Source organism: Arthrobacter sp. UYNi723 (genome assembly GCF_054057635.1).
Window position 1 is genome coordinate 117,855 of record NZ_JBSRZM010000010.1, and the last position, 25,933, is coordinate 143,787.

Here is a 25,933-nt window from a genome sequence, read left to right on the forward strand (position 1 = left end):
TAGGACCGGCTATCCGAACATATCTACGAGTACCCTAGCAAGCGCCCCGGACATTCAGCGTGCGCGGCGCGCTTTCGTCTCGGCATCGGCCCACGCGCGCTGGGCCGGCGTCAGCGACAGGCTGCCGGGGCCGGTGGTGGCCACCGCGGCTCCGCTGCCCGCGCGCCAAGCATGCGTGATGGCAAGGGCCAGGGCATCTGCAGCGTCAGCCGGCCGCGGCGGCGCGTCCAGCCTGAGGATTTTTGTGACGAGTTTGGTCACGGCTTCCTTGTTGGAGGTACCGCTGCCGGTCACCGCTGCTTTCACTTCCGACGGGGTATGCAGAGCCACCGGGATCCCGCGCCGGGCGGCGGCGGCAATCACCACACCGGAAGCCTGCGCCACGCCCATCACCGTACTGACGTTGAGCTGGGAAAAAACGCGTTCGACGGCGAGCACCTGGGGTTCGTAGCGGTCCAGCCACTCGTCTATGGCCAACGCAATAACCAGCAGGCGCTGGTCCAGGGTCTCTTCGGGAGAGGTACCCACCACCCCCACTGCCACCATTGTGGCGCGCCTGTTCCGCTCGACGTCGACCACGCCGATGCCGCACCGGGTGAGGCCCGGGTCAACACCTAATACGCGCAGGGTCACCCTGGGACATCCGCCTTAGGCCACAAAGCGGAAGGTCACTCAGCTTCCAGGGCGGCCTGGACTTCGTCGCTAAGGTCGGCGTTGCTGTACACGTTCTGGACGTCGTCGAGCTCTTCCAAGGCGTCCACGAGCTTCATGAACTTCTTGGCGGCATCGAGGTCCAGCGGCACCTGCATGGACGGCACAAACTCGGCCTCGTCGGTCTCGTATTCGATTCCGGCTTCCTTGAGGGCATCGCGGATGGCTTGGAGGTCGGTCGGCTCGGAGTGGATCTCGAAGCTTTCCCCGTTGTCCTTGACTTCCTCGGCTCCGGCGTCGAGGACGGCCATCAGGACGTCGTCCTCGCTCAGGCCGTTCTTCGGCAGCGAGACAACGCCCTTGCGGCTGAACAGGTAGCTGACCGAACCGGGATCGGCGATGGTGCCGCCGTTGCGGGAGATGGCCAGGCGGACCTCGGAGGCGGCACGGTTCTTGTTGTCCGTGAGGCACTCGATCAGCAGCGCCGAACCCTGCGGGCCGCGGCATTCGTACATAATCTCGGTGTAGTCAACCACTTCGCCGGTGAGGCCGGCACCACGCTTGATGGCACGGTCGATGTTGTCGGCCGGAACGGAGGTCTTCTTGGCCTTGGTGACGGCGAGTTCCAGGCCCGGGTTGCCGGCGAGGTCCGGTCCGCCCATACGCGCGGCGACTTCGATGTTCTTGATCAGTTTGGCGAACGATTTTGCACGGCGGCTATCGAGGATGGCCTTCTTGTGCTTGGTCGTCGCCCATTTGGAGTGTCCTGACATGCTTTACGCGTCTCCTCTGATCATGCGGATAAAAAGTTCATGTACGCGTTTCTCCCCAGTCACTTCCGGGTGGAAGGAGGTGGCCAGCAGGTGGCCGGAACGCACTGCAACAATTCTAGCTGTCCCCGGCAGAGTCGCCGCGTGGGACGCGTGCTCCGGGTCTGCGGGCTCCACCTGGGCCAGTATCTCCACGCCGTCGCCGACGCGTTCCACCCAGGGGCCGCGGATGAACACGGCGTGTACTGGAGCGACACCGGATTCCGTGACGCTGAAGTCCAGGCCCTTGAAATCCAGGTCCGTTTCGAATGACTCGCGCTGGCGGCCGAAGGCGTTGCGCCGCACTGTGATGTCCAGGCCGCCGAAGGTCTGCTGCGGGTGGCCGGCCAGGTCTGTGGCGGGATCGGCGATCTCGTCGGCGAGGAGGATCATGCCGGCACAGGAACCGTAGACCGGCAGTCCGTCGCGGATCCGGTCCTTCAACGGTCCGGCCAGCTCAAAGGCGCGGGCCAGCTTGTCGATGGCCGTGGATTCTCCGCCGGGAATGATGAGGCCGTCCAGGCCGTCCAGTTCGGAGGGGCGGCGGATTCCGACGCCGGCGGCACCCGCGGCTTCCACGGCCCGGAGGTGTTCGCGGAAGTCGCCCTGAAGTGCCAGGACGCCGATCCGGAGGCCCGAGCCCACGCGTGCAGAAGCAGCCGAAAGGGGGTTTGTCATCCAATCAGCATAATGTGCGCTGGTCCCGGGGCGGCGCCGGAAGCGCTTCCGGGAAGGGTTCTATGCCGTTGCTGGGATATATTACAGAGCATGCTTTACATCAGTGTTCCGCTCGGCAAGCTGGTCCGCCGGGTGTCCCGGCTCAGGGGCGGAGGGTCCGCGCTGCCCGGGCTGGTGGTCGAAAAAATCGATCCCGGCTTTATGCAGCGGACGCTCTCCACGCTCCCCCACGGCGTCGCCGTGGTGAGCGGAACCAACGGCAAAACCACCACCACCAAGATGGTGGTGGAACTCCTGGAAAGCCAGGGCCTGAAGGTCTTCACCAACCGCACCGGCAGCAATTTCACCCGCGGCGTGGCGGCCGCCCTGCTGGGCGAAGTGGACTGGCTCGGCAGGCTCAGGGCCGACGTCGCCGTGCTGGAGCTCGACGAAGCCCACGCCACGCATTTTGTGAACCGTGTTCCGCCGCGGTACAGCCTCCTGCTCAACGTCCTGCGTGACCAATTGGACCGGTTCGGCGAAATCGACAAAACGGCCCAGCTGCTGCAGCACATCGCCGACAAAACCACCGGAACAGTAGTCCTTAACCGGGAGGATCCGCGGGTGGCCCGCATCGCGGAAACCCTCACCGGCCAGGACGTCCAGTACTTCGGCCTGGACGATTCGCTCCTGAGCACCTTCCCCAACGACGACGACATGCGGGCAGCGCCCGGCAGCCCCGCCCCCGCAGCGCTCCCCCACAAGCCAGCGGCCGACGTCGTACTCCGCAAAGTGGGGCCGGACACCGCCGATTTTGAGTACGACGGCGCCACGGTCACCACCGCGATGAAGCTCCGCGGCGTCTACAACATCTTTAACGCGGCTGCGGCGCTGACCCTGGCCCGCAGCATCTGTGGCGGCGGTGCCGCCACCGCCGACCACGCCACCCTGCTCACCGCGCTGTCACAGGTGGAGCCGGCGTTCGGCCGCGGCGAAAGCCTCACGGTGGACGGCCAGCCCCTGGACCTGGTCCTGGTGAAGAACCCCAGCGGTTTCCGGCTGGGACTGAAGTCCTTCCCCGCGGGCGGTTACGCCACCATGATCGCCATCAACGACAACTACGCCGACGGCCGGGACATGTCCTGGCTCTGGGACGTGGAATTCGATTCGCTCCGCGACGGCGGCGTGGACCAGCTGACAGGTTCCCGCGCCTACGACATGGCGCTGCGGCTGCAGTATGACGACGTCCGGATCGGCGGGGTCCAGCCGGAGATCGCGCCCGCACTCGCCGCGTTCATCCGGGACGCCAAGGGCAAACCGAAGCGGATCTTCTGCACCTACACAGCCATGCTGGCCATCCGCCGCGAGCTGTCCAAAATCACCACAGTGGAGGTGGTCTCATGACCGCTGAATCAACCGGCATCGGGCCGGACGGCGTCGAACAGAATTCCAAGGGAACCATCCGGGTCCTGCAGCTCTACCCGCGGGACATGAACATCTACGGCGACTGGGGCAACGCCCTGGTGCTCAAGCAGCGGATCAGCTGGCACGGCTACACCCCGGAGCTGTTGGAGTACAACGTCGGCGACGAATTTCCCGCCGATGTGGACCTGATTGTCGGGGGTGGCGGCCAGGACAGCGGACAGCTGGTCATCAAGGACGACCTCCAGTCGCAGGCCGGCGTCCTCACGAAGCTGGCCGAGGACGGCGTGCCGATGCTGGTGATCTGCGGGCTGTACCAGCTGTTCGGGCGCTTCTTCAAGACCCGTTTAGGCTCGGTCATACCGGGCATCGGTGTCCTGGACGTGGAGACACACGGCACGGACGAGCGCCTGATCGGCAACGTTAGGGTGGCCACCGAAGAGTTCGGCGAGGTGCTGGGATACGAGAACCACAGCGGGCAGACCACGCTGGGTGCGGGCGTCCGGCCGTTGGGGACCACCGCGAAAGGTACCGGCAACAACAGCAGCGACGGTCACGAGGGCGCACGCTACAAGAATGTGGTGGCCAGCTACCTGCACGGTTCGCTGCTGCCCAAGAACCCTGCCATCGCCGACTTCCTCATCAGGACCGCCGCCGAGCGTAAATACGGCACCTTCACGGCCGGCGCCCCGGACGACCGGTACGCGGTGCTGGCCCGGGAGCACGCAACGCGCCGTCCGCGCTGAGTAGCGCTGCGCGGACGATTTCCCCGTCGAACTGTCTCAGGGATCCTTGGTGATCAGCAGTTCGTGCGCGCCGGCAGCAGCCGCGCCCATCGAGTCCACCACCGTGGCGGTCCTCACCCTGGTAGCGGCGTCGGCCTCGGGAGTCGCACAGACGCCCTGCGGTGCATCGGTTGCCACCGAGCACCAGCGGTACGGATCGCGGACAATCACCGAGGGGGCCCAGGCCAGGTCCGACGCCGTCCACTTCCCGGCTGCGTCCTGGCTGAACTGTGCCCGCACCAGCAGGCCCTCGTTGTTCACTACGTACCAGGGCGACAGTTCGGTGACTCCGTTGCCCAGGCCGTAGACGATCCAGGTTCCCTTGTAGTTTTCGATGGGCAGCACCGAGTGGGTGTGGTGGCCGTAGATCATGGTGAACTGGCCGCTGTCCACCAGGGCGTGAGCCACCTCCTGCTGCTGGGCGTTGGCTTCACTGGCATACTCGTCGCCGGCGTGCATGGCACCGAGCACGATGTCCGCGCCGAGCGCCCGTGCCTTCACGGCCTTGGCGATCATGGTGGGCGCGTCCAGCATGTCCACCTGCCAGTCGTATTCAGGGTATTGGCCGTTGAGCCCGTAGGTTCCCTGGATGATGGCAATCTTGGCGGCGTTGGTCTGCAGGATCAGGATTCCCTGCGACTCGGTCTCGGTGCGGTAGGAACCGGTGTGCTTCAGCCCCGCCGCATCCAGGGCGTCCAGGGTACGCAGTACTCCGTCCGTGCTTCGGTCGATCGTGTGGTTGCTCGCGGTGGTGCAGGCCTGGTACCCCACCGCCTTAGCGGCTTTGATGATCTGCGGCGGGACGTTGAATGACGGGTACGCAGAGAACGGGCCATCGGGCCCGGCCACGGGCGTTTCCTGGTGGCAGATAGCGAGGTCGCTGGCGTGGATGTACTTTCGTTGGCCTTCGAGGAGCGGGGTGAAGTCCAGCCCTGGTTTGCCTGCTGCGGCGGCATCGTCGCGGGCCTGTTGCCAGAGTTGGGTGTGGACCAGCATGTCGCCGGTCACGACGACGGACGTGCACCGCAGCGTGGGGCAGGCCGGCCCCGCGCCGGGGGTGGGAGCGGGCGTCGGGGTGGGGGTCGCCGTCGGGCTTGGCTGCCTTGTCCCGGCGCCGGTAGTCGCGGCTGCACCGGAGGACGGAGGGGCCTGTTCGGCGACCAGGCCGCATCCTGCCAGCAGGGCAGCGGCCAGGACGCCGGCGGACACCGCAGCAGCGGAACGAACAGCACCAGCGCGCACCGAAGCAGCGCCCAACCTTTTCCCCATGCGTCATTGTAGGTCTGGCCGTCGCGCAAATTCGGCAAAGCCGCGCGTTGAGAAGCAAGCGCCAGTATGAAAGGTTAGCGTGATGACGAATCCCCTCCTCAGCGCCAGCGCCCTGCCCTATGGGCTGCCCCCTTTTGCCCGGATCAAACCATCCGATTACGCCGATGCCATCGACGCTGGCCTGACGGAACATCTCGTGGAAATCCAGGCGATCGTGGACAACCCGGCGCCGGCGGACTTCGAGAACACGGCCCTGGCCATGGGGAAGTCCGGCCAACTGCTCCAGCGGGCGGCCGACTCCTTCTTCACCCTTGCCTCAGCCGACGCCACAGACGAAATCCGTGACCTGGAAACCGAACTCTCACCCCGCATTTCGGCGCATCAGGACGAGATCTACCTCAACCGGGCACTGTTCGACAGGTTCGCGGCGATTGACACCTCCGGGCATGACGGTGAGTCCGTCCGGCTCGTGGAGGAATACGTGAAGGAATTCCGCCAGTCCGGGATCCAGCTCGAAAAGCCGGGCCAGGAACGGCTGAAGGAAATCAACGCGGAACTGTCCAAACTGGGCACGGAGTTTGGCCAGCGGGTCAAGGAGGCCATGAAATCGTCTGCCTTGCTGCTGGACACAGCAGCCGAACTGGCCGGCTTGCCGGCAGACGATGTCGCCAGCGCCGCTGAGGCGGCCCGCGCCGTTGGCCACGACGGAAAATTCCTGCTGACGCTGATCCAGCCCAGCAACCAGCCTGCCCTGGCTGCCCTCGAAAACCGGGACGTCCGCCGTCGGCTGTTTGAAGCTTCCATCAGCCGGGGCAGTGACGGCGGCGGCCTGGACGTCCTGGAACTGGCCAGGTCGACGGCACGCCTGCGCGCTGAAAAGGCAGCCCTTCTGGGTTTCGCCAACTATGCCGAACTCGTGGTGGACCGCCAGACGGCCCGCGACTTTGACGCGGTCCAGTCCATGCTGACCAGGCTGGCCCCGGCGGCTGTGCGCAATGCCGACGCCGAGGCTGCGGCCCTGACCGAGGCGGCAGGGCATCCGCTGGAGGCCTGGGACTGGGCGTTTTACTCAGCCAAGGTGCGGCGGGAAAAGTACGCCGTGGACGAGCAGGCACTCCGCCCCTATTTCGAGCTGGAACGCGTGCTCCGGGAAGGCGTCTTCTTCGCCGCCACATCCCTCTTCGGCATCACGTTCCACGAACGCAAGGACCTCGCAGGCTACCACCCGGACGTCCGCGTCTGGGAAGTCCGGGACCAGGACGGCAGCGGACTGGGATTGTTCCTCGGCGACTACTACACCCGCGAATCCAAGCGGGGCGGCGCCTGGATGAACTCGCTGGTGGACCAGTCGGGCCTGCTGGGCACCCGGCCCGTGGTGATCAACAACCTCAACATCTCCAAGCCGCCGGCGGGCGAGCCCACACTCCTGACGCTGGACGAGCTACGCACCACTTTCCACGAGTTCGGACACGCACTCCACGGCTTGTTGTCGAACGTGACGTATCCGCGGTTCGCCGGGACTGCTGTCCCCCTTGACTTTGTGGAATACCCGTCGCAGGTCAACGAGATGTGGATCCCGTGGCCGGAGGTGCTTGCCAATTATGCCCGGCACCACGCCACCGGCGAACCGCTTCCGCAGCAGGTGGTGGACAAGCTGAACGACTCGCGGCTCTGGGGCGAAGGCTTCGGGACCACGGAATACCTCGGTGCTGCGCTGCTGGACCTGGCCTGGCATGTGCTGGACGAAACCGAAATCCCCGACGACGTCCTGGCGTTTGAGGCGAAGTCCCTCGCGGCCGCGGGCGTGGCTCATGCCCTGATCCCGCCGCGTTACCGCACCGGCTATTTCCAGCACATCTTCGCGGGGGCTGGCTATGCGGCCGGCTATTACTCGTACATCTGGAGTGAGGTGCTGGATGCCGAAACCGTGGACTGGTTCACCGAGAACGGCGGCCTAACACGCGACAACGGCGAACGCTTCCGCCAGGAGCTGCTCTCCCGCGGCAACAGCAGGGACCCGCTGGAATCCTTCCGCGCGCTCCGCGGCCGCGACGCCCGGCTGGAGCCCCTGCTGAAACGCCGCGGACTGGAATAACCCCTCATCGATTGCTCCGTAACGGCCGTTTTGAGGCCTCATAAGGGCCGTTACGGAGCAACCGATGGGGTCTCGACAGGCTCAACCACCGACGACGGCGGCGGGCCACCTTCGAAAAGGTGACCCGCCGCCGTCGTACTACTTTAAAGCTGTTACCAGCCGCGCTCGGCGAGGCGGTGCGGCTGCGGGATGTCAGCGACGTTGATGCCCACCATGGCTTCGCCGAGGCCGCGGGAGGCCTTGGCGATGACGTCGGGGTCATCGAAGAACGTGGTGGCCTTGACCACGGCAGCGGCGCGCTGGGCCGGGTTGCCGGACTTGAAGATGCCGGAACCGACGAACACGCCGTCGGCGCCGAGCTGCATCATCATCGCAGCGTCGGCCGGGGTGGCGATGCCGCCCGCGGTGAACAGCACCACGGGGAGCTTGCCGGCCGCGGCAACTTCCTTGACCAGTTCGTACGGGGCCTGCAGTTCCTTGGCCGCGACGTAGAGCTCGTCCTCGGGCAGGGCGGCAAGCTTGGCGATCTCGGCACGGATCTGGCGCATGTGGCCGGTGGCGTTGGAGACGTCGCCGGTGCCGGCCTCACCCTTGGAACGGATCATGGCCGCGCCTTCGTTGATGCGGCGCAGCGCCTCACCAAGGTTCGTGGCGCCACAGACGAAGGGAACCTTGAAGTTCCACTTGTCGATGTGGTGGACGTAGTCGGCCGGGGTCAGGACCTCGGACTCGTCAATGTAGTCCACGCCCAACGACTGCAGGACCTGGGCCTCCACGAAGTGGCCGATCCGGGCCTTGGCCATGACCGGAACGGACACGGCTGCGATGATCTTGTCGATCATGTCCGGGTCCGACATGCGGGACACGCCGCCCTGGGCACGGATATCAGCCGGAACGCGTTCCAGCGCCATCACTGCAACGGCACCGGCGTCTTCGGCGATGCGGGCCTGTTCAACGTTGACGACGTCCATGATGACGCCGCCCTTGAGCATCTCAGCCATGCCGCGCTTGACGCGGTTGCTGCCCGTGACGCTGTTCGCGGACGAACCGGCTTCGCTGCTTACATCAGGTGTAGACACAAAAACCCCTATGGGTAGATAGATGATCTTCGCCGGGCGTGAGGGCGGCAAGAAACCGAAAGTACACGCACCGGGTTGCCGGATCCATTGACCGGGCAGTCACAATACTAGTCCCACGGCAGGCGGCGGGCTTAATCAGGCTTAATCCGAAGCCGCGGACTCCGCAAAGGCCTGGCGATGGACGGTGGCTACGCGCTGGATGATCGTGATGAGGCTGGCCAGGGCCAGGAGTCCAAGCGTCACCAGAAGAACCACCGGGGGCAATCCCAGGCCGGTAAATCCGGTGACCACCAGCACCGAAACCAGTCTCTCGGCGCGCTCGGCGATGCCCACATTCGCCGTGAAGCCAAGGGATTCGGCCTTGGACCGCGCATACGAGACCACCATGCCCAAAACGAGGCACAGCATGGCGGCGACGGCGATGGCGTAATCGTCGCCCCCGGTGAAGAACCAGATGGCCACACCCGCGAACAGCGCGCCGTCGGCGATCCTGTCCAGGGTGGAGTCCAGGAAGTTTCCCCAGCGGCCGCCGGTGTCCCGCAGCCGGGCCATAATGCCGTCAAGCACGTCCGAGAAAATGAACGCGGTAATGAACAGGGTCCCCCACCAGAGCTGGCCGAGGGGGTAGAAGACCAACGCACCCACCACCACGCCGGCGGTTCCGATGACCGTCACAGCATCAGGGGAAACACCGATTTTCAGGAGCCAACGCGCAAGCGGAGTGAAAAGCGCGGTGAAAAACCCGCGCGCATGCCTATTCAGCATCCGTCTCCCCGGGCCAGGCCTCTGCAACCTGCTGGCGGACTTCATCCAGGGTCTGCGTGATGGCCTTGGTCTGGGCAATGATGGGGAAGAAGTTGCCGTCCCCGCCCCAGCGCGGCACGATGTGCTGGTGCAGGTGCGCGGCGATTCCTGCCCCGCCCACTACGCCCTGGTTCATGCCGAGGTTGAACCCGCCCGGGTTCGCCACCTTGCGCAGGACCCGCATGGCCGTCTGGGTGATCTCCGCAAATTCCGCGGTCTCCTCCACCGTGAGGTCCGTGTAGTCCGGGACATGCCGGTACGGGCAGACCAGGAGGTGCCCCGGATTGTAGGGAAACAGGTTGAGGACCACGTAGCAGGTCTTCCCCCGGTAGACGATCAGGGCTTCCTCGTCAGTCCGGCCCGGACCCATGCAGAAGGGACAGTCGTTCTCGTTCTTGAACTGGTGCTGGCCGCCCTTGATGTAGGCCATCCGGTGCGGAGTCCACAGGCGCTGGAAAGCATCCGGCACGCCCGCGAGCTCAAAGTCATCTGTCACGCCGGCATCCCCTGGATAGCCTGCGCCTGTGTTCTCCTGCACCGTGTTGTCCGTTTCCGCTAGCTGGTCCGGTTACGGACGGCTTCCGTGATCCGCTTGACGGCCTCGGCCACCGGCACGCCGTTGTCCTGGCTCCCGTCACGGAAGCGGAAGGACACCGCGCCCGCCTCGGCGTCGTCGCCGCCGGCGATCAGGACAAACGGGATCTTGTCCTTGCTGGCGGTGCGGATCTTCTTGGGGAACCTGTCCGAGGACGTGTCCACCTCGGCGCGGATGCCCGCCGCCTTGAGCTGGTCAACGACGTCGAACATGTATTCGTTGAAAGTTTCGGCCACCGGGATGCCCACCACCTGCACGGGGGAAAGCCACGCGGGGAACGCGCCGGCGTAGTGCTCGGTGAGCACACCCATGAACCGCTCGATGGAACCGAAGAGCGCACGGTGGATCATCACAGGACGCTGGCGCGTGCCGTCGGCTGCCTGGAATTCCAGCTCGAAGCGTTCCGGGAGGTTGAAGTCCAGCTGGATGGTGGACATCTGCCAGGTTCGCCCGAGTGCATCCTTGGTCTGGACGGAGATCTTCGGGCCGTAGAAGGCCGCGCCGCCCGGATCCGCGACGAGTTCCAGGCCGGATTCCTCAGCCACTTCGGCGAGTGTCCGGGTGGCTTCTTCCCAGGCTGCGTCTTCGCCGACGTACTTCTCCGGGTCCTTGGTGGACAGCTCCAGGTAGAAGTCGTTCAGGCCGTAGTCCTTCAGCAGGTCGAGCACGAACGTCAGGGTCTTGGTGAGTTCGTCCTTCATCTGCTCGCGGGTGCAGTAGATGTGGGCGTCGTCCTGTGTCATGCCACGGACCCTGGTCAGACCGTGTACAACGCCGGACTTTTCGTACCGGTAGACCGAGCCGAATTCGAAGAGACGCAGGGGAAGTTCCCGGTAGGACCGTCCGCGCGAGCGGAAGATCAGGTTGTGCATGGGGCAGTTCATCGGCTTCAGGTAGTAGTCCTGGCCGGGCTTGCGCACGGTGCCGTCCTCGTTGAGTTCCGCGTCCACGTGCATGGCCGGGAACATGCCTTCCTTGTACCAGTCCAGGTGGCCCGAGACTTCGTACAGGTGGCCCTTGGTGATGTGGGGCGTGTAGACGAACTCGTAGCCGGCGTCGACGTGGCGCTGGCGGGAGTAGTCCTCCATCTCCTTGCGGATAATGCCGCCCTTTGGGTGGAACACGGGCAGGCCGGAGCCCAGCTCGTCAGGGAAGGAGAACAGGTCAAGTTCGACGCCGAGCTTGCGGTGGTCGCGCCGCTCAGCCTCGGCGATGCGCTCCTGGTAGGCCTTGAGCGCGTCCTTGGTGGGCCAGGCGGTGCCGTAGATGCGCTGCAGCTGCTGGTTCTTCTGGTTGCCCAGCCAGTACGCGGAGGAGGACCGGGTCAGGGCGAAGGCGTTGGAGATGAGCTTGGTGTTGGGCAGGTGCGGGCCGCGGCAGAGGTCGCACCAGACCGTGGTGCCCTCTTTGCGCTCGACATTGTTGTAGATGGTGATGTCGCCGGCGCCGACCTCGACGTTGACGCCCTCGCCGGCTTCGGCGGCGTTGTTCTTCTTGCCCAGGAGTTCGAGCTTGTAGGGCTCGTTCTTCATGGCCTCGCGGGCCTCGTCCTCGCTGACCAGGCGGCGGACGAATTTCTGGTTCTGGTTGACGATCTTGAGCATCATCTTCTCGAGGGTCTTGAGGTCCTCGGGGGTGAACGGTTCTGCGACGTCGAAGTCGAAGTAGAAGCCGTCGGTGATGTACGGGCCGATGCCCAGCTTGGCGTCCGGGCGCAGCTGCTGCACGGCCTGGGCCATGACGTGGGCGGTGGAGTGGCGGAGGACGTCCAGGCCGTCCGGGGAATCGATGGTGACGCCCTCGATCTCGGCGCCCTCGGGTAGCTCCTGGTCCAGGTCCTTCAGCTCGCCGTTGACGCGGGCAACAACAACATCGCGGCGCTCAAAGAAGAGTTCCGCACCGGTTGTCCCGGTAGTCACCTTGGTCTCTTCGCCATCGACGATGAGGGTGATCTGCTGGGCATCTGACACGGGTGTCTCCTATTCAAAGTTTTAGGCTTCATAGCTTGCGGCGTACGGGGACCACAGCCAGCCATCGTCAATGCTATCGGTTTCCCGGGAGGCCGACCAACGGGACCCGCGGCCGCTCAGCCGCCCATTCCGGTAATCGCCAGGCTTCGGCTGATCCCGTCCAAAGGATGCGGCACATCGGTGCTCTCCACCCGATCCGCCGCGAACGGCAAGGATTCCACCCGGCTCAGGTCCCAGGCCATGCTGGCGCTCAGGCTGATTCCCCGGGGACCTGTCCGACGGGTGGTGCCCCGGATCAGCAGCAGCCTGGTTCCGAACAGCAGCAGCCCCGCCTGTTCCTGGGCTTCATGGAAGAACACGGAATCGACGCAGCCGGTGCCGTCGTCGATGCTGATGAAAACCACCCGCCGGCCGCCGCGCATGGGCGGTGTCTGGGTGGCGATGCGCACCCCGGCCACCAGCACCTCGGTGTTGTTGCGAAGGCTCAACAGTTTGTCTGCAGTGGTGACCCCCAGCCGGTCCAGCATGGGCCGGTGGCTGTCCATCAGGTGCCCGCTGACATCTATGGCCATCAGGTCCAGTTCTGCCCGGACGTTTTCCACCAGGGTGGGCGCGGGAAGCCCGGGCTTGACGTTCCGCAGCTCTACATCCCCCAGCGGCAGGGACAGCTGCCCGTCCATGATGTCGATGCCCTTCCGGGTACCGCCCGCGGCCTGGAGCTGTTGCAGGTGCTGGACGAGGTCTGCGCGGTTGGCGGCGCCTCCCGATTCACGGTGCAGGGAGTCAAAGGCACCCAGCTGGGCGAGCCTTTTGATGCTTGGCTTGCTCAGCCTGGACCGGGCACGAAGGTCAGCCAGGGAGTCGTAGGGCTGGCCGGCGACAATCCGCTTGAGCTCGGTCCCGGACAGGCCATAGATTCCGTTAAGGCTCAGCCTGATCCCCAGCTTGCCGGCGTCCGGCCCGTCCGTCACCCGTTCCACCCGGTACTCGGCCTGGCTGCGGTTGATGTCCAGCGGCAGGATGGGGATGCCCAGCCTGCGGGCCTCGGCAACCAGCAGCCGTTTGGGGTACATGCCGGGATCGTGTTCCCACAGCCCGGCCAGGAAAGCCTCGGGGTGGTGCGTCTTGAGCCACGCGGACTGGTAGGTGGGAACGGCAAATGCCGCACCGTGCGCCTTGCAGAAGCCGAAACTGCCAAAGGCTTTCAGGGTCCCCCAGACCTTGTCCACCACTTCCGGGGAGTACCCCTTAACCCGGGCCTCCTTGCGGAAGAACTCTTCCACTTTCAGCTCGTGGACCTGGTTGCCGAGCGCCCGGCGGAACTCATCTGCGCGCGCCAGGCCGCAGCCGGTCATTACGTGGAAGGTTTTCAGGATCTGTTCATGGAAGACAGTGACGCCATGGGTTTCCTGCAGCACGGGTTTCAGGTCGGGGTGCGGGTAGACCTCCGGTGCGAAGCCGTGCCGGTGCTCCAGGAAAGGCCGCACCATGTCCGATTTCATAGGGCCGGGCCGGAACAGCGAAATGTCGATGATGAGGTCATTGAACTCACGCGGCGCCAGCTTGCCGATCAGTTCACGCTGGCCGGGTGACTCGATCTGGAAGCAGCCCAGGGTGTGGGTGCTGCGGATCAGTTCGTAGGTTGGTTCATCATCCAGCGGCACGGCGTTGAGGTCGATGTGGCCGTTCTCGGCGATGTAGTCCGGCCCGGTCCCGTCAGGACCTGCAGGGTGGGCCCCTGCCGCCACCACTTCCGCTTTGGAAGGATGGATCCGGATGACTTCCCGGACGGCAAACGCCATCGCGCTCTGCATCCTGACCCCCAGGACATCAAGCTTGAGCATGCCCATGGGATCCATGTCGTGTTTATCGAACTGGCTCATGGGCAGCCCCAGTCCGCTGGGCTGCACAGGGGTCCGGTCAAGCAGCGTGGCATCGCCCAGGATCACCCCGCAGGGATGCATGGAGATATGGCGGGGCAGCCGGTCCAGCCGTTCCGTGAGGTCCACCAGCAGGTCTAGCTGCTGGTTTTCGGCGAAGTCCCGTTGTTCCACCCGGCCAGCGAACTCCCGCAACTCAGGTTTCTCAACCAGTGCCTCACGGAATTTCCGGGCCGAAAAACGCCACAGCTGCCTGGCGATCTCACCGACGTCGTCATCGTCCATCCCCAGGGCCATCCCGGCGTCGCGGACGGCACCGCGGGCGCGGTACCCGTTCTGCATGCTCATCAGCGTGACGCGCTCGGAACCGAAGCGGTCAAAGATCCGCCGGTACACGTTGTGCCGTTCGGCGCTTTCGACGTCGATGTCGATATCCGGCAACGTGGCCCGGTCCCGGGACAGGAAGCGTTCGAAAATCAGGTCGTGTTGCAGGGGGTCCACCTGGCTGACATCAATCAGGTAGTTGACCAGGCTGGAGGCCCCGGAACCGCGGGCGGCTGCCCTGACCCCCATGTCCATGATCATCCGGGAGACCTCCGCGACCGTGAGGAAATAGGAGGAAAACCCGAGGTTTCTGATGATTCCCAGCTCGTGCTCCAGCCGCGAGCGCATGTCCTTGTGGGCTGAGCCTGATATTCCGGGGAACCGCCTGCTGATCCCGGCCTCACAGCGCTGCACCAGTTCATCGTGCGGGTCCTGGCTGATGCCAATGACCGATGCCTCGGGGACCACCGGCTGCTTCCAGCCCATGTCAGTCACCGGGTCAATCCGGCAGAAGTCGGCGAGCGCCTCGGTCTGCGCCATCAGCTGTTTGAGGTCCGCTGCGCCATACCCTGCGGCGCGGATGATTTCCTTGCCGAGCTGAAGCATCTGCGCTGATGATTTGAACCAGGCCTGCCCGTTGGGCTGGAGCAGCGGTTCGGCCGCGAGTTCGGGGAGGGACTTCAGCGTCCGGGCGGAGTCGAGCACGTCAGCTGTGGCGGCCCCGTCCTCTGCGCAGTAGCGGACCGCATTGGTGAGCACGGCCGGTACGTGGTGTTCTTCCGCGAGTTTGAGCATTCGTACTGCGTGGGCGGTGCTCAGGGGTGCCCCGGGGGCAGTGAGCTGGGAAACGACTTCCGCCACCAGGGTTCTTGGGGGCATGGCGTCCAGCCAGCTTTTGAAAAGAGTGCGCGGACGAAGGTAGCGCCGGCCGCTCATGGCCCGTCCGACGTCGGAATCCGGGCCGATCAGGACTGTCAGGACCGGTTTCAGGGTTTTGGGGTCGAGCGTGCGGGAGGCGAGTTCGGCGCGGGTGACCGCCACGGGCACCGCTCCCCCGGCTTTGCCGGAGGTGCGGGCATGGGCATCGGACACCAGCCGGCACAGTGCGCGGTAGCCCGCCCCGTTGTTGTGTCCGCGGGCGAGCACCACCACCCTGCCGGCGAGCTGGGTGCGGTGGTCGCCGTCGTCGTCGAAAACCGCAAGGTCCACTCCTACGATGGGGTCGATGCCGGCTTCCATGCAGGCTTTGAGGTGTTTGATGGTGCCGTAGAGGCCGTCCCGGTCCGTGCAGGCGAGCGCGGTTGCGCCGTCCGCGGCGGCAACCTGGGCCAGTTCGTCGGGCCAGGCCACGCCATAGTGTGCGCTGAAGGCCGTGGAAACGTGAAGGTGGGAGAAGCTCATGCTGTTTGGGGCCGGAGGGCGTCGTGGATCCGCAGGAACCTCCAGCGGCCGCTGCCGACATGCCTGCTCAGGTCCAGGGTGAGCGGCTCTCCTGCATCCCGGGGGCCGGCACTCCGCGGGTCCTCCCGCACTTGGACGCGCCAGATTTCGTGGTCCACCAGCCCCGGCCCGCTGCCGAGCGGCGCACGGCGTTCCTCGGCCCACCACTGCCGGCGTTCATACCACCGGACAGGCTCGGCGCACACCGTGTAGTGCCGTCCGGCCCACTGGAGGTTCAGCGGCTGGCCGGCGGGGGTGCAGACGACGTCCACGGACTCGCTGAACATACCCATGGGCGCCTCCCGGAACTGAACGGAGCTGATGCAAAATGCTGATGCAAAAGCAAGGTATTCGAATACATGTTCGAATACCTTGAGTCTACGACGACGCTCCGACAAAACCTAGACAGGGGTGGACGGACGGGCAGCAGGGAGGCAGGATTGTGGCATGAGCACCAATGACGCACTCCTCAAGCACGTAAGCATCAAGGCCCAGGACGAAAAGCTCGTGGCAACCTTTGATATCGACGGCAACATACCGGGGGCAGGTGCGTACGTAGTGGGACTGGTGGCGGCGAGCCCTGATTACTCATCGCAAAGACGCTTGGGCATTGAGTTCATGAACGGGGAGGCCATTGCCTTCTACTCGTTCAGTCATGACCAGAGCGCCGAGGAAAACTATGATCTTGGCGGCGTGACGCACTCGGGCAGCACCATCACCGGCAACTTCCCCGTCGCGGCCGTCCATGGCCTGGGCAAGGGCCACATTATGTCGGCCTTCAGCGAGGCTGACGGCCGGGAGTTCCAGTCGGGCGTCGCCGTCGACGAAGCGCTCTAGGGAACACCGGGGCAGGTGCTGCCGGAACCGTGTCCGGACAGCACCTGCGGCAGCGTCAGCTGCTTTCTCTGTGGACCTTCATTTCGAGTTTGATGAACCCCGAGATCATGGCCCGGTAAGTTGATTCCACAATGTCCGGATCAATGTCCTTCTTTTCCGCGGCGACCCGGACATGCTCGATCACCCGTTCCACCCGGCCGGGGGCGCGGACTTCAGCGTCGTCCCCCTTCAGGGTTCCGGCGATCCGGATCAGGCGTTCACGCCGCGCAATGAGGGTGACAATCTGCTCGTCAACTTCGTCTACCGCAATCCGAACCGCAGCGAGCTGTTCTTTGTCGGCCAAAGCGTCCCTATCGTTTCCTTGAATTGTTGCCATCTTCTGACAGTATCGAAGCATGCAGCCCAGAGTCGACTTCATCTCACTAGGCGTTCACAGTGTTGACGCCTCCCGCCGGTTCTACGCGGAGGGCCTCGGCTGGCCTGTCCACCGCGAGTTTCCCGGTGATGTGGTGTTCATCCAGGTCAACCACGGCCTCATCCTTTCCCTGTGGGACGCCGCGCAGATGCACGCCGAGGCGGGGGTAAGTGTCCCCGGCCCGGTCCCCTGCATCACGCTCAGCCACAACCTGCCCAGCACCGAGGCGGTGGACCGGGTCATGGCGGAAGCGGCATCGGCCGGGGCCACTATCGTCGCCGCGCCGGTCACCCAGCCCTGGGGCGGGTACAGCGGCTATTTCGCCGATCCGGACGGCTTCCGCTGGGAAGTTGCCTACAACCCCACGTGGACAGTGGACGACGCCGGCAAGGTCACCGTTTAGGGGCATGTCGCCCCGAGTGCCGGTTTAGAACAAGGCTTCCACCGGCCGGATCAGTTCCGGGGAGTTGTTGCGTACGTTGCCCACCTCTGTGCCGACCGAATCCACATGCCAGTCGGCCGCGACTTCCTTCACGTGGGCCCGGACCAGGTCCACGAGGAAGGCGGCGTCATCGATCTGCGGATCAAGCCACGACGCCATCGTGGCCCGGTCCATGGGCAGCGGCACGCGGTCGTGCAGGGCGGTGAGCTTGCCGAAAATTGTGGACTCGGCACCGGGCGGCGGCGTATCTGCCGTCAGGATGGATGTGGAGAGCATCCACCGTCCGGGATCGCCCTCGGCCTTGGACGGATCCTTCCACCACTCATACAGGCCCGCGAACACCAGCCCGCTGCCTTTGCCTGGATGGACGTAGTAGGGCTGCTTGGCTTTGCCGGTGCCCTGCTTCCATTCGTAGTACCCGTCCGCCGGGACAGCGCAGCGACGTGACTTCACGGCCTTGCGGAAGGCCGGCTTCTCCAGCACAGTCTCGCTCCGCGCGTTGATCATCTTGGGGCCGATACCAGGATCCTTCGCCCAGGACGGCACCAGGCCCCAGCGGGCAACATGCAGCTGCCGCACGGGGCCGTCGTCGATCAGCCGTTCCAGGACGATCGGCACGTCGTCGGTGGGCGCCACGTTCCATGACGGGGGAAGATGCACGTCCTCCTCCAGCTGGGCGTCAAAGTCGGCCAGCAAGTCACCCACGGCCCGTGCCATCACATAGCGTCCACACATGGCTCCAGCATGCCATCAGCGTTATGTACTGTCATCCGGCACCGCATCTGCCGGGCCGGCTCAGGGAATAGCCCGCCGCGGGTTACCGTTGACGGGAACGAACCCCCTCAACGATTTCAGGAGAGCTCCGTGGACTTTACCCCCGAGAACGGCACCATCACCATGTTTTCCACCACCTGGTGCGGCTACTGCAACCGGCTCAAGAAGCAGCTGGACGCGCAGGGCATCGGCTACACGGAAATCAACATCGAAGAGGTGGAGGGCACAGCCGACCTCGTGGAGAAGCTCAACGGCGGCAACCGCACCGTCCCCACCGTGCTCTTCCCGGACGGCACCGCCGCCACCAACCCCTCCGCTGCCGAGGTAAAGAGCCGCCTCGCAGCCTGACCACGGCAGCTCGTGTGGTAGACAGAACGGGACCAACATCCGTGTTGGTCCCGTTCTGTCTATCTGCATTGAGGGAGCCTTTCGTGGTCCATAAAGTCAAAGGTGTCGTAGCCCGCTCCAAAGGGGCCCCGGTCACTCTGGAGACCATCCTGCTCCCGGAACCGGGCCCGGGCGAGGCCCTGGTGGACATCATCACCAGCGGCGTCTGCCACACCGACCTGCACTACAAACTGGGCGGCATCAGCGATGACTTCCCGTTCCTCCTGGGCCACGAGGCCACCGGAGTGGTCAGCGCCGTGGGCCCGGACGTCACGGACGTCGCCCCGGGCGACCGCGTGGTGCTCAACTGGCGGGCCGTCTGCGGCAACTGCCGCGCGTGCAACCGCGGCCAGGCACAGTACTGCTTCAACACCCTCAACGCCACCCAGAAGATGACGCTTGAGGACGGCACCGAACTGTCCGCCGCCCTGGGCATCGGCGCGTTCATCGAAAAGACCCTCGTGGCCGCCGGTCAGTGCACCAAGGTCGATCCCGACGCCGATGCTGCCGCCATCGGCCTGCTCGGCTGCGGCGTCATGGCCGGACTGGGCGCCGCCATCAACACCGGGGGCGTCAAGCGCGGTGATACGGTCGCCGTCATCGGCTGCGGCGGTGTGGGCGTGGCCGCCATCGCCGGCGCCGCGCTCGCCGGCGCAACCACCATCATCGCCGTCGACATCGACGCGAAAAAGCTGGACCGTGCCAAGGGCCTCGGCGCCACCCACACCGTGGACTCCTCCGCGACGGACCCTGTGGGGAAAATCCGGGAACTCACCGGCGGCTTCGGCGCCGACGTGGTGATTGACGCCGTCGGGCGCCCCGAAACGTACAAGCAGGCGTTCTACGCGCGCGACCTCGCCGGCACCGTGGTGCTGGTGGGCGTCCCGACGCCGGAGATGACCCTGGAGCTGCCCCTGCTGGACGTCTTCGGCCGCGGCGGCTCGCTGAAGTCCTCCTGGTACGGTGACTGCCTGCCGTCCCGGGACTTCCCCATGCTGATCAGCCTCTACAAGCAGGGCAAGCTGGATCTGGATGCCTTCGTGACCGAGCGGATCACCATTGACCAGGTGGAGGAAGCGTTTGAGAAGATGCACTCCGGTTCTGTGCTGCGTTCGGTGGTGGAACTGTGAGCCTCCGGATCGAGCGGCTCGTCACGTCCGGGACATTCTCGCTCGACGGCGGCACCTGGGATGTGGACAACAACGTCTGGATCGTGGGCAACGATGAGGAATGCGTGGTGATCGACCCCGCGCACGACGCCAAGGCCGTTGCCGCCGCCGTGGGTGGCCGGAAGCTCAAGGCGATCCTGCTGACCCACGGCCACGACGACCACATCCGTTCAGTAGGTGACTTCTGGGACCTCGTCCAGGCCCCGATCCACCTCCACCGGGACGACTGGATGCTGTGGCACAGCGTCTACCCGGACGTGGAACCCGATGTCGCCATCAAGCACGGCGACGTCATTGAGGTGGCGGGCACCAGCCTGACAGCCCTGCACACGCCGGGGCACTCGCCCGGCTCGGTGTCCTTCCACCTGGCTGACGGGCCCGACGGCGAGGGCTCGCTCTTCAGCGGCGACACCCTGTTCCAGGGTGGCCCCGGCGCCACGGGCAGGTCCTACAGCGACTTCCCCGCCATCATCGAGTCGATCCGGACGTGGCTGCTGCCGCTCCCGGTCGAAACGGTGGTCCGGACCGGCCACGGCGACAGCACCACCATCGGAGCCGAGGCCCCGCACCTGGACGAATGGATCGCCCGGGGCCACTAAAGGGGCCCCGGGCGGCCCGGCAAGCGCGGGCTACGCCTCCCGAGTATCCAAACCTGTATAGCTGCTGAAGTCGGCATGCTGGAGGGAGGCGTGGCCCGCGTACGCGGCAATAACGGCGTCCTCAACATCCTGGACCGTGAGGCCAGGCAGCAGATCGTTGGCCGCGCCGGCGGTGGCCGGGTCCCAATCCAGGCCCAGGGCTGCATAGCTGTCCGTCAGGACGCTGCGGATGGGGGCGGAATTTTCCACCACGATCACGGAACTGAACAGCCACCCGCCGCTCACCACGCGCTGCGCTGTGCCCACGAGTTTGATCCGGTGCGCCGGGTCGGCCGGGTGGGTGCCGTGAACGCTGAACTCCCCGGGGCAGTACTCCCCCGGAATTTCGCCAACCGCTGCCTGCACACCGACGTCCCGCAGGGACTGCGCCAGCAGCTCACCAAAGAAGCTGAACCGGCCCTTGGAACCGGCAATGGCGTCCGCATGGGGCATCACGTGGTCCACCACCAGCGTGCCCTCGTGGTAGGCGGCGGCGCGTCCGCCGGCCTTCCGCACCAGGGGTTCAAATCCGTGCTCGCGGCAGGCCCGGGCGGCCGCGTCGAAGCCGGGCAGGCGGGTATCCCGCTGGCCGAAAGCAACAGTGGGCGCGGGCCGGTACAGCCGCAGCGTGGGGCCGATCCTGCCGGTCTTCGCCTGGGTCAGCAGTTCGAGGCCGAATTCCAGGTCACGTGCGGCGCCGAGGGAATGATCCTGCCGCACCACAGTGAGCGTCCGGAGTCCCGCTTCGGCGTCCTGCATATTGCTAAGCTCCCTTATGGTCATATTGCAATTCCTTGTCGTCGCGGCTGCGTTCGCGGTCATCGACGCCGTCTGGCTCAAGCTCATGAACCCGTTCTACCGCAGCCACATCGGTGACCTGCTCGCAGACAAGCCACACTTAGGTTACGCCGTGGCTTTCTATGTCATGTACATAGCGGGGATTGTCTTCTTTGCGCTGCGGCCGGCGCTCGACGGCGGCAGCTGGCTGACCGCCGTCGGCTATGGGGCCGCCCTGGGCGCCTTTGCCTACGCGACGTATGACCTGACGAATGCCGCCACGCTCAAGACGTGGCCGCTGCAGCTCATTGTTGTGGACATCCTGTGGGGTGCCGCCCTGACGGGACTGTCCACCCTCGCCGGCTGGCTGGTGTTCCGCGCCACCTGACATCCAGCGGTGTATTGCTGCACCGTCCCCCGTCGGGTGGCTAAACTCAGGAACTGGGTCCACCCGCTACTCCTCAGAAGAGGTAATCCACTGATACGCGTCATTAGCTACAACCTCCGCAAGCACCAGGCCAGTGGGGAACTGGTTGATCTTGCCCAGAATTTCGGCGTCGATGCCCTGTGCCTCCAGGAGTGTGACACCTCGGACCTGCCGGACACGCTGGGTCCGCTGCAGCTCGCCGACTCCACCAAGGGCAACCGCCTTGGGCTGGCCATTTACTACCGGCCTGACCGGTTCACGGCCCACGGCACCAAGACCTTCGCGCTCAAGAAGTCCCTGCACGACATGGTCCTTGCGCCCGCCCATGAGCGCCTCATCGGCACGCGCGTGCGGGACAACGAGACCGACCACGAACTGGTTATCGCCTCGTTCCACGCCGCTCCGCTGACCGCCACCAACTCGCTGCGGCGCAATCAGATCCACGCCGCCCACGCGGAACTCCTGGGTATGGGCACAGGTCTTATGACTCTGATGGTGGGTGACTTCAACTACCCCTTCTTCACGAAGAACCTCAACGAACACATGAAGAACACCGGCTACGAACTCTCCCTCAGTGACCGCAGGACCTATACACGCTACAAAGTATTCAAGGGCCACTTCGACTTTGCCACGTCCCTGGGACTGAACATCGAGAATGTGGAAACACTGCCGCGCGGCGCCTCCGACCACCTGCCCATCCTGGTGACCGCCGAATATGGCCAGGTCTCGACGCCGTTCCAGGAGCCCCCCGCGTCCTGATTTCACCAATTTGGAGGCCCGAGTGCGGCACGACTGGATCAACAAGGCGCCACCGGGCGTTGGTGTTGCGCGTGGCTACAAACGGTCCTGGCTGAAGTCGGAGCTGGTGGCCGGGGCGGCCTTGAGCGCAGCCCTGGTGCCAGCAGGGATGGCGTACGCCGAGGCCAGCGGGCTTCCTGCGGTGAACGGGCTATACGCCTCCGTGGTGCCCATGATCTTCTATGCCGTGTTCGGGCCGTCCCGGGTTGTCATTGTGGGGCCCGATTCAGCACTGGCACCCATGATCGCGGCCGCCATCCTTCCGCTGGCCGGGCGGGATCCGGAGCAGGCGGTGGCCATGGCCGGAGTGCTGGCCATCCTGATCGGCGTCTTCCTGATAGCCGGCCGGATCTTCAAGCTGGGGTTTGTGACCGGATTGCTGTCCCGGCCGATCCGCGTTGGATACCTGAACGGCATCGCATTGGCCGTCACCGTCAGCCAGCTTCCGCGGCTGCTGGGGATCGACGTCTCCGCCGATGGCCTCTTTGAACGCCTCACGTCCCTGGCCGGGGCGGTCTTCAGCGGCGGTATCAATCCCGTCGCCCTGGCTGTGGGTGCCGGGAGCGTGGCCGTCATTGTCGCCGGCCGCTTTCTTCCGTGGAAGGTGCCCAGCGTCCTGTTCGCGGTGGCCGGCTCCATCACCGCAGTGGCCGTACTGGGCCTGGCCGGACAGCTGCCCATGGTCGGCGCCCTGCCGCAGGGACTCCCGGCCCCTGCGCTGGGCGGAATTGGCGTGGACGACGTCCTGGCGTTGGTGGGCCCCGCAGCAGGCATCGCGCTGATCGCCTTTGCGGACACCTCCACCTTGTCCAAGAGCCTCGCCGCGCGCCGCGGAGTGAGGGTCAACGGCAACGAGGAAATGGGAGCACTGGGCATCGCCAACGTGGCAACGGGGGTGCTGGGCGGCTTTCCGGTGTGCGGCAGTTCCTCCCGCACCCCGATTGTGCTCGACGCCGGGGCGAAGACGCAGCTCAGCGGTGTGGTGGCCGCCTTGCTCGTGGTCGTTTTTATGGTCGTCGCACCGGGGCTGACGGCTCTCCTTCCCACCGCCACGCTCGCCGCCGTGGTGATCGTGGCGGCGTCCTCGCTGGTTGATGTGAGAACGCTGGTGCGCCTCGTCAGAATGAGCCGGATAGAGGCCCTCCTCCTGGTGGTTACGTTCCTCGGCGTCGCCTTTGTAGGGGTCCTGCCGGGAATTGCCGTGGCCATTGGCCTGTCCCTGCTGGCCTTTGTCCAGCGCGCCTGGGATCCGTACCGCACCGAGCTGGCGAGCCTGGCGGACGTTCCGGGCTTCCATGACCTTGACCGGCATCCCGAAGGCCGGCGGGTGGAGGGGCTGGTGATTGCCCGCTTCGATGCGCCGCTGTTCTTTGCCAACGGGGACGTTTTCGCCGAGCACATCCACGGCCTGGTGGACGCCGCACCCTGGCCGGTGAAATGGGTCATCGTGGCGGCGGAGCCGATCACCGGCCTGGATACCACAGCGCTGGATGAGCTCATCCGGCTCGACGATGAACTGGCGCAGGACGGCATCAGCATGGTCTTCGCGGAAATGAAGGGACCCATCAAGGACCGCCTGATCCGGTTCGGGGCAAGCGCACGGTTCACTGCCGACCATTTCTTCCCCACTCTGGAGAATGCGGTGCACAGCTACAAAAGCGTCACCGGCGCCGACTAGTCACAAAGTCGAGTAGTTACAGCGGTACGGTAGTCGCGGGCAAAGGCCGTCAGGTCCGGCGCAGCGTCAGAATCTGTTCGGCGCGGCCGAAGGGACCTTGGACATCGTGCAGGACGGTGGACGTGAGGCCAATCCCGTCGGTTCCGAAGGAGACGGCGTTGTCCAGGCCAAGCCATTCGCCCTCGGGCCTGCGGTACATGTGGATCTGCAGGTCCAGGTTGGGGAAGGCATAGCTGTCTTTGCCCGGCGGGACCCTGGCTGCGATGCCGTTGGCCGTGTCAACGAGGCCCATCAGGCGGGCCAGGTCGCCGCTGTCGGCTTTATCCGTGAGGGGGTGCTGGGTGCGGAGCCAAACGATGCCGGCGCCGGGCCGGTGGCCCTCGGCCACGCGCATCTCCAGGGACCGGATGTAGCCGCCTGGCCAGATGGCAGGGCCGTCGAGCGGTTTGCATTCATCCGGTGCCGGGATGGCGGTGTCCTCGACCGCGGCAACCGCGGCCGTGTCGCTGGTGATCATCCGCCATGCGGTGGCGCGGATGGCCACCCGGCCGTTGGCAACCAGTTCTGCCTGCAGGAGCTCGATGGTACGGCCCGGGCGGAGGGTGGTGGTTTCGATCTGGAACCCGCCACCCGGGATCAGGCCCAGGATCTCATAGCTCAGCCGGGCCATCCGCATGTCGTCGCGTGGCTCGTGGCGCTCCAGGCTGTCCGCCATCAGGCCGGAAGCCGGCGCCATATGCTGCTCGTGCTCGTTCCAGGCCCCCTGGGCGTGGATGGTGGAGAGGAATCGGCCGCCGCCCAGCGCTTGGTAGTAGAAATCGCCGTCGGCCAGTTCCGGGAGTGCAGCAGTCAACATTGACCCTTTCGCTTTTTTCGTGTGGGGCTCAGCCCACCTTATCTGCTGTGCCTGCCTCCGCCTGCTCGGCAGCGCTCCCCCGCGACCGGCGCCGCCGTCGTACCAGCAGCCACGCGATGAGGCTGGCCGACGCGGCAGCCAGCACAACAATCCCCCACGGCGATCCGGCAGCCAGCACCAGCCACGCCTCCACCGCGGCGAACCCGATGGTGGCGTAGAGCAGTGCCCAGAGGATGGAACCGGCGACGGCGGCGGGAAGGTAGCGCCGCAGCGGCATCTTCGCAGCACCGGCGGCGAGGTTGACGGCCGTCTGCAGGCCGATGGTCAGGAACGAAAGCGTCACGGCGAACGGTCCCCACCGGCGAACGAGCGCCTTCGCCTGGCCGGCGCGCTGGCCGTTCCAGGACGACGCGAACCGCGTGTGTTCCATCCCGGCTGCCGCTCCCCGGCCGATCCAGGGGTGGCTTGTGAAAAAGTGAAATATCCGACGCTAAGGTTTTTGCCGAGCGCTGTAGCGGCCGGTATTTGCCGGGCTTGATCTTATTGGTGCGTGGCCAGGTGTAGTCGCCGGTGAGGTTGATATGTTCCCATCCCAAGGTCTCTGCTGCGGCTCCTCCGGGCCAATCTTGTAGCGAAACTCAGTGCCTATTTCTATGCCTCGAATCGATGAGGGAAGTGGGCCAGCCGAGGGGAGTGGTGCGGCACGGGGGATCGGGCGGCGTGCGCCGCCTATGACGAACGCTTGCGGAGTTGAACGGCCGGCCGGTCAGCGCTGGGTCATTCCGCCCAGATTGACGTAGCCCGTGGGCAGACGCTCGGCCACTAACCGGGGCTAATCGTTGGGCTAATCGGGCGGGCTACCCGAGGAATCATGTCAAGATGCCCGCGTAGCGTTTATCGAAGAATCATTTGATTGTGCCCGGATGGTTGGTTGGCTCTTGGGGCCTTGTTTGGC

General features: G+C 65.4%; 26 protein-coding genes. 11 read left to right on the plus strand and 15 right to left on the minus strand.

Annotation, left to right across the window (positions count from 1 at the left end; all coding sequences use genetic code 11):
• Window positions 1-54: 54 nt before the first annotated feature.
• From ruvC to pdxT, 3 genes are read right to left on the minus strand one after another with little or no spacing between them, the layout of a single operon-like run.
• Entirely contained in the window at window positions 55-633 is a 579-nt protein-coding gene (gene ruvC, locus ACVWY0_RS10160; protein ID WP_485836588.1) for a crossover junction endodeoxyribonuclease RuvC, read from the minus strand.
• 35 nt (window positions 634-668) lie between these two features.
• On the minus strand, window positions 669-1,424 hold the full coding sequence (locus tag ACVWY0_RS10165) for a YebC/PmpR family DNA-binding transcriptional regulator (protein WP_058932337.1): 756 nt from the start codon (window positions 1,422-1,424) through the stop codon (window positions 669-671).
• Window positions 1,425-1,427: 3 nt separating this feature from the next.
• A complete protein-coding gene (gene pdxT / locus ACVWY0_RS10170; RefSeq protein ID WP_485836589.1) occupies window positions 1,428-2,138 on the minus strand; it encodes a pyridoxal 5'-phosphate synthase glutaminase subunit PdxT in 711 nt (236 codons plus the stop codon).
• A 90-nt stretch (window positions 2,139-2,228) separates the two neighbouring features.
• On the opposite strand from pdxT, the gene ACVWY0_RS10175 reads away from it, so the two are divergent.
• Together ACVWY0_RS10175 and ACVWY0_RS10180 are read left to right on the plus strand one after the other, a co-directional pair.
• Complete coding sequence (locus ACVWY0_RS10175) at window positions 2,229-3,521, plus strand: MurT ligase domain-containing protein (protein ID WP_485836590.1); 1,293 nt, start codon at window positions 2,229-2,231, stop codon at window positions 3,519-3,521.
• A complete protein-coding gene (locus ACVWY0_RS10180; protein WP_485836591.1) occupies window positions 3,518-4,285 on the plus strand; it encodes a type 1 glutamine amidotransferase in 768 nt (255 codons plus the stop codon). Before ACVWY0_RS10175 ends, ACVWY0_RS10180 begins: the two co-directional genes overlap by 4 nt.
• Window positions 4,286-4,321: 36 nt before the next feature.
• Here the strand turns inward: ACVWY0_RS10180 and ACVWY0_RS10185 are convergent, their stop codons facing one another.
• Window positions 4,322-5,593 (minus strand): CapA family protein, encoded by a 1,272-nt coding sequence (locus ACVWY0_RS10185; protein ID WP_485836592.1) that lies wholly within the window; start codon window positions 5,591-5,593, stop codon window positions 4,322-4,324.
• 82 nt (window positions 5,594-5,675) lie between these two features.
• Between ACVWY0_RS10185 and ACVWY0_RS10190 the strand changes: the two genes are divergently transcribed.
• Window positions 5,676-7,688: a M3 family metallopeptidase gene (locus ACVWY0_RS10190; RefSeq protein ID WP_485836593.1), complete on the plus strand. Its 2,013-nt coding sequence runs from the start codon at window positions 5,676-5,678 to the stop codon at window positions 7,686-7,688.
• Window positions 7,689-7,840: 152 nt separating this feature from the next.
• Here ACVWY0_RS10190 and pdxS read toward each other — a convergent pair whose 3' ends face one another.
• The 6 genes from pdxS to ACVWY0_RS10220 all read right to left on the minus strand — a co-directional run bounded on the left by pdxS (window position 7,841) and on the right by ACVWY0_RS10220 (window position 16,073).
• The gene (gene pdxS, locus ACVWY0_RS10195; RefSeq protein ID WP_485836594.1) at window positions 7,841-8,767 is read right to left on the minus strand and encodes a pyridoxal 5'-phosphate synthase lyase subunit PdxS; all 927 of its coding nucleotides are present in this window, start codon (window positions 8,765-8,767) and stop codon (window positions 7,841-7,843) included.
• A 141-nt stretch (window positions 8,768-8,908) separates the two neighbouring features.
• On the minus strand, window positions 8,909-9,532 hold the full coding sequence (pgsA, locus tag ACVWY0_RS10200; protein ID WP_058932331.1) for a phosphatidylinositol phosphate synthase: 624 nt from the start codon (window positions 9,530-9,532) through the stop codon (window positions 8,909-8,911).
• Window positions 9,522-10,109 (minus strand): HIT family protein, encoded by a 588-nt coding sequence (locus ACVWY0_RS10205; RefSeq protein ID WP_485836595.1) that lies wholly within the window; start codon window positions 10,107-10,109, stop codon window positions 9,522-9,524. The genes pgsA and ACVWY0_RS10205 overlap by 11 nt, the downstream gene beginning before the upstream one ends.
• A 17-nt stretch (window positions 10,110-10,126) precedes the next feature.
• Complete coding sequence (thrS, locus tag ACVWY0_RS10210) at window positions 10,127-12,136, minus strand: threonine--tRNA ligase (protein ID WP_485836596.1); 2,010 nt, start codon at window positions 12,134-12,136, stop codon at window positions 10,127-10,129.
• 116 nt (window positions 12,137-12,252) lie between these two features.
• Entirely contained in the window at window positions 12,253-15,741 is a 3,489-nt protein-coding gene (locus ACVWY0_RS10215; protein WP_485836597.1) for a DNA polymerase III subunit alpha, read from the minus strand.
• Window positions 15,738-16,073: a DUF6504 family protein gene (locus ACVWY0_RS10220; RefSeq protein WP_485836598.1), complete on the minus strand. Its 336-nt coding sequence runs from the start codon at window positions 16,071-16,073 to the stop codon at window positions 15,738-15,740. The genes ACVWY0_RS10215 and ACVWY0_RS10220 overlap by 4 nt, the downstream gene beginning before the upstream one ends.
• 154 nt (window positions 16,074-16,227) lie before the next feature.
• Here ACVWY0_RS10220 and ACVWY0_RS10225 point away from each other — a divergent pair, with 154 nt between their 5' ends.
• A complete protein-coding gene (locus tag ACVWY0_RS10225) occupies window positions 16,228-16,617 on the plus strand; it encodes a hypothetical protein (protein WP_056340376.1) in 390 nt (129 codons plus the stop codon).
• Between the two features lie 55 nt (window positions 16,618-16,672).
• Here the strand turns inward: ACVWY0_RS10225 and ACVWY0_RS10230 are convergent, their stop codons facing one another.
• Window positions 16,673-16,993, minus strand: a complete 321-nt coding sequence (locus tag ACVWY0_RS10230) for a chorismate mutase (RefSeq protein ID WP_485836599.1) — start codon at window positions 16,991-16,993, stop codon at window positions 16,673-16,675.
• A 19-nt stretch (window positions 16,994-17,012) separates the two neighbouring features.
• On the opposite strand from ACVWY0_RS10230, the gene ACVWY0_RS10235 reads away from it, so the two are divergent.
• The gene (locus ACVWY0_RS10235; RefSeq protein ID WP_485836600.1) at window positions 17,013-17,435 is read left to right on the plus strand and encodes a VOC family protein; all 423 of its coding nucleotides are present in this window, start codon (window positions 17,013-17,015) and stop codon (window positions 17,433-17,435) included.
• A gap of 24 nt (window positions 17,436-17,459) precedes the next feature.
• On the opposite strand, the gene ACVWY0_RS10240 is transcribed toward ACVWY0_RS10235, so the two are convergent.
• Window positions 17,460-18,191 (minus strand): SOS response-associated peptidase, encoded by a 732-nt coding sequence (locus ACVWY0_RS10240; RefSeq protein ID WP_485836607.1) that lies wholly within the window; start codon window positions 18,189-18,191, stop codon window positions 17,460-17,462.
• A 147-nt stretch (window positions 18,192-18,338) separates the two neighbouring features.
• Here ACVWY0_RS10240 and ACVWY0_RS10245 point away from each other — a divergent pair, with 147 nt between their 5' ends.
• The 3 genes from ACVWY0_RS10245 to ACVWY0_RS10255 all read left to right on the plus strand — a co-directional run bounded on the left by ACVWY0_RS10245 (window position 18,339) and on the right by ACVWY0_RS10255 (window position 20,403).
• The gene (locus ACVWY0_RS10245; RefSeq protein WP_056340387.1) at window positions 18,339-18,596 is read left to right on the plus strand and encodes a mycoredoxin; all 258 of its coding nucleotides are present in this window, start codon (window positions 18,339-18,341) and stop codon (window positions 18,594-18,596) included.
• A gap of 83 nt (window positions 18,597-18,679) precedes the next feature.
• Window positions 18,680-19,765 (plus strand): S-(hydroxymethyl)mycothiol dehydrogenase, encoded by a 1,086-nt coding sequence (locus tag ACVWY0_RS10250; protein ID WP_485836601.1) that lies wholly within the window; start codon window positions 18,680-18,682, stop codon window positions 19,763-19,765.
• Entirely contained in the window at window positions 19,762-20,403 is a 642-nt protein-coding gene (locus ACVWY0_RS10255) for an MBL fold metallo-hydrolase (protein ID WP_485836602.1), read from the plus strand. The genes ACVWY0_RS10250 and ACVWY0_RS10255 overlap by 4 nt, the downstream gene beginning before the upstream one ends.
• 30 nt (window positions 20,404-20,433) lie before the next feature.
• Here the strand turns inward: ACVWY0_RS10255 and ACVWY0_RS10260 are convergent, their stop codons facing one another.
• Complete coding sequence (locus tag ACVWY0_RS10260) at window positions 20,434-21,201, minus strand: lipoate--protein ligase family protein (protein ID WP_485836608.1); 768 nt, start codon at window positions 21,199-21,201, stop codon at window positions 20,434-20,436.
• A 16-nt stretch (window positions 21,202-21,217) separates the two neighbouring features.
• Between ACVWY0_RS10260 and ACVWY0_RS10265 the strand changes: the two genes are divergently transcribed.
• From ACVWY0_RS10265 to ACVWY0_RS10275, 3 genes are all read left to right on the plus strand, one after another.
• The gene (locus tag ACVWY0_RS10265) at window positions 21,218-21,607 is read left to right on the plus strand and encodes a DUF2177 family protein (RefSeq protein WP_058932322.1); all 390 of its coding nucleotides are present in this window, start codon (window positions 21,218-21,220) and stop codon (window positions 21,605-21,607) included.
• A gap of 93 nt (window positions 21,608-21,700) precedes the next feature.
• Window positions 21,701-22,405 carry an endonuclease/exonuclease/phosphatase family protein gene (locus ACVWY0_RS10270; protein WP_485836609.1) on the plus strand — a complete coding sequence of 235 codons (705 nt, stop codon included), beginning with the start codon at window positions 21,701-21,703 and terminating at the stop codon, window positions 22,403-22,405.
• A 22-nt stretch (window positions 22,406-22,427) separates the two neighbouring features.
• On the plus strand, window positions 22,428-24,122 hold the full coding sequence (locus ACVWY0_RS10275; RefSeq protein WP_485836603.1) for a SulP family inorganic anion transporter: 1,695 nt from the start codon (window positions 22,428-22,430) through the stop codon (window positions 24,120-24,122).
• 49 nt (window positions 24,123-24,171) lie between these two features.
• Here the strand turns inward: ACVWY0_RS10275 and ACVWY0_RS10280 are convergent, their stop codons facing one another.
• Together ACVWY0_RS10280 and ACVWY0_RS10285 are read right to left on the minus strand one after the other, a co-directional pair.
• Complete coding sequence (locus ACVWY0_RS10280; protein WP_485836610.1) at window positions 24,172-24,975, minus strand: thioesterase family protein; 804 nt, start codon at window positions 24,973-24,975, stop codon at window positions 24,172-24,174.
• 31 nt (window positions 24,976-25,006) lie between these two features.
• Complete coding sequence (locus ACVWY0_RS10285) at window positions 25,007-25,462, minus strand: DedA family protein (RefSeq protein WP_485836611.1); 456 nt, start codon at window positions 25,460-25,462, stop codon at window positions 25,007-25,009.
• Window positions 25,463-25,933 lie beyond the last annotated feature (471 nt).

What these genes read in the sequence shown, in the direction of transcription:
- ACVWY0_RS10180 (WP_485836591.1), top strand. Translation starts at nt 3,518, where the DNA reads ATGACCGCTGAATCAACCGGCATCGGGCCGGACGGCGTCGAACAGAAT.
- ACVWY0_RS10265 (WP_058932322.1), top strand. Translation starts at nt 21,218, where the DNA reads ATGGTCATATTGCAATTCCTTGTCGTCGCGGCTGCGTTCGCGGTCATC.
- pgsA (WP_058932331.1), bottom strand. Translation starts at nt 9,532, where the DNA reads ATGCTGAATAGGCATGCGCGCGGGTTTTTCACCGCGCTTTTCACTCCG.
- ACVWY0_RS10230 (WP_485836599.1), bottom strand. Translation starts at nt 16,993, where the DNA reads ATGGCAACAATTCAAGGAAACGATAGGGACGCTTTGGCCGACAAAGAA.
- ACVWY0_RS10240 (WP_485836607.1), bottom strand. Translation starts at nt 18,191, where the DNA reads ATGGCACGGGCCGTGGGTGACTTGCTGGCCGACTTTGACGCCCAGCTG.
- ACVWY0_RS10225 (WP_056340376.1), top strand. Translation starts at nt 16,228, where the DNA reads ATGAGCACCAATGACGCACTCCTCAAGCACGTAAGCATCAAGGCCCAG.
- ACVWY0_RS10260 (WP_485836608.1), bottom strand. Translation starts at nt 21,201, where the DNA reads ATGCAGGACGCCGAAGCGGGACTCCGGACGCTCACTGTGGTGCGGCAG.
- ACVWY0_RS10220 (WP_485836598.1), bottom strand. Translation starts at nt 16,073, where the DNA reads ATGGGTATGTTCAGCGAGTCCGTGGACGTCGTCTGCACCCCCGCCGGC.
- ACVWY0_RS10185 (WP_485836592.1), bottom strand. Translation starts at nt 5,593, where the DNA reads ATGGGGAAAAGGTTGGGCGCTGCTTCGGTGCGCGCTGGTGCTGTTCGT.
- ACVWY0_RS10190 (WP_485836593.1), top strand. Translation starts at nt 5,676, where the DNA reads ATGACGAATCCCCTCCTCAGCGCCAGCGCCCTGCCCTATGGGCTGCCC.
- ACVWY0_RS10215 (WP_485836597.1), bottom strand. Translation starts at nt 15,741, where the DNA reads ATGAGCTTCTCCCACCTTCACGTTTCCACGGCCTTCAGCGCACACTAT.
- pdxT (WP_485836589.1), bottom strand. Translation starts at nt 2,138, where the DNA reads ATGACAAACCCCCTTTCGGCTGCTTCTGCACGCGTGGGCTCGGGCCTC.
- ACVWY0_RS10175 (WP_485836590.1), top strand. Translation starts at nt 2,229, where the DNA reads ATGCTTTACATCAGTGTTCCGCTCGGCAAGCTGGTCCGCCGGGTGTCC.
- ACVWY0_RS10165 (WP_058932337.1), bottom strand. Translation starts at nt 1,424, where the DNA reads ATGTCAGGACACTCCAAATGGGCGACGACCAAGCACAAGAAGGCCATC.
- ACVWY0_RS10235 (WP_485836600.1), top strand. Translation starts at nt 17,013, where the DNA reads ATGCAGCCCAGAGTCGACTTCATCTCACTAGGCGTTCACAGTGTTGAC.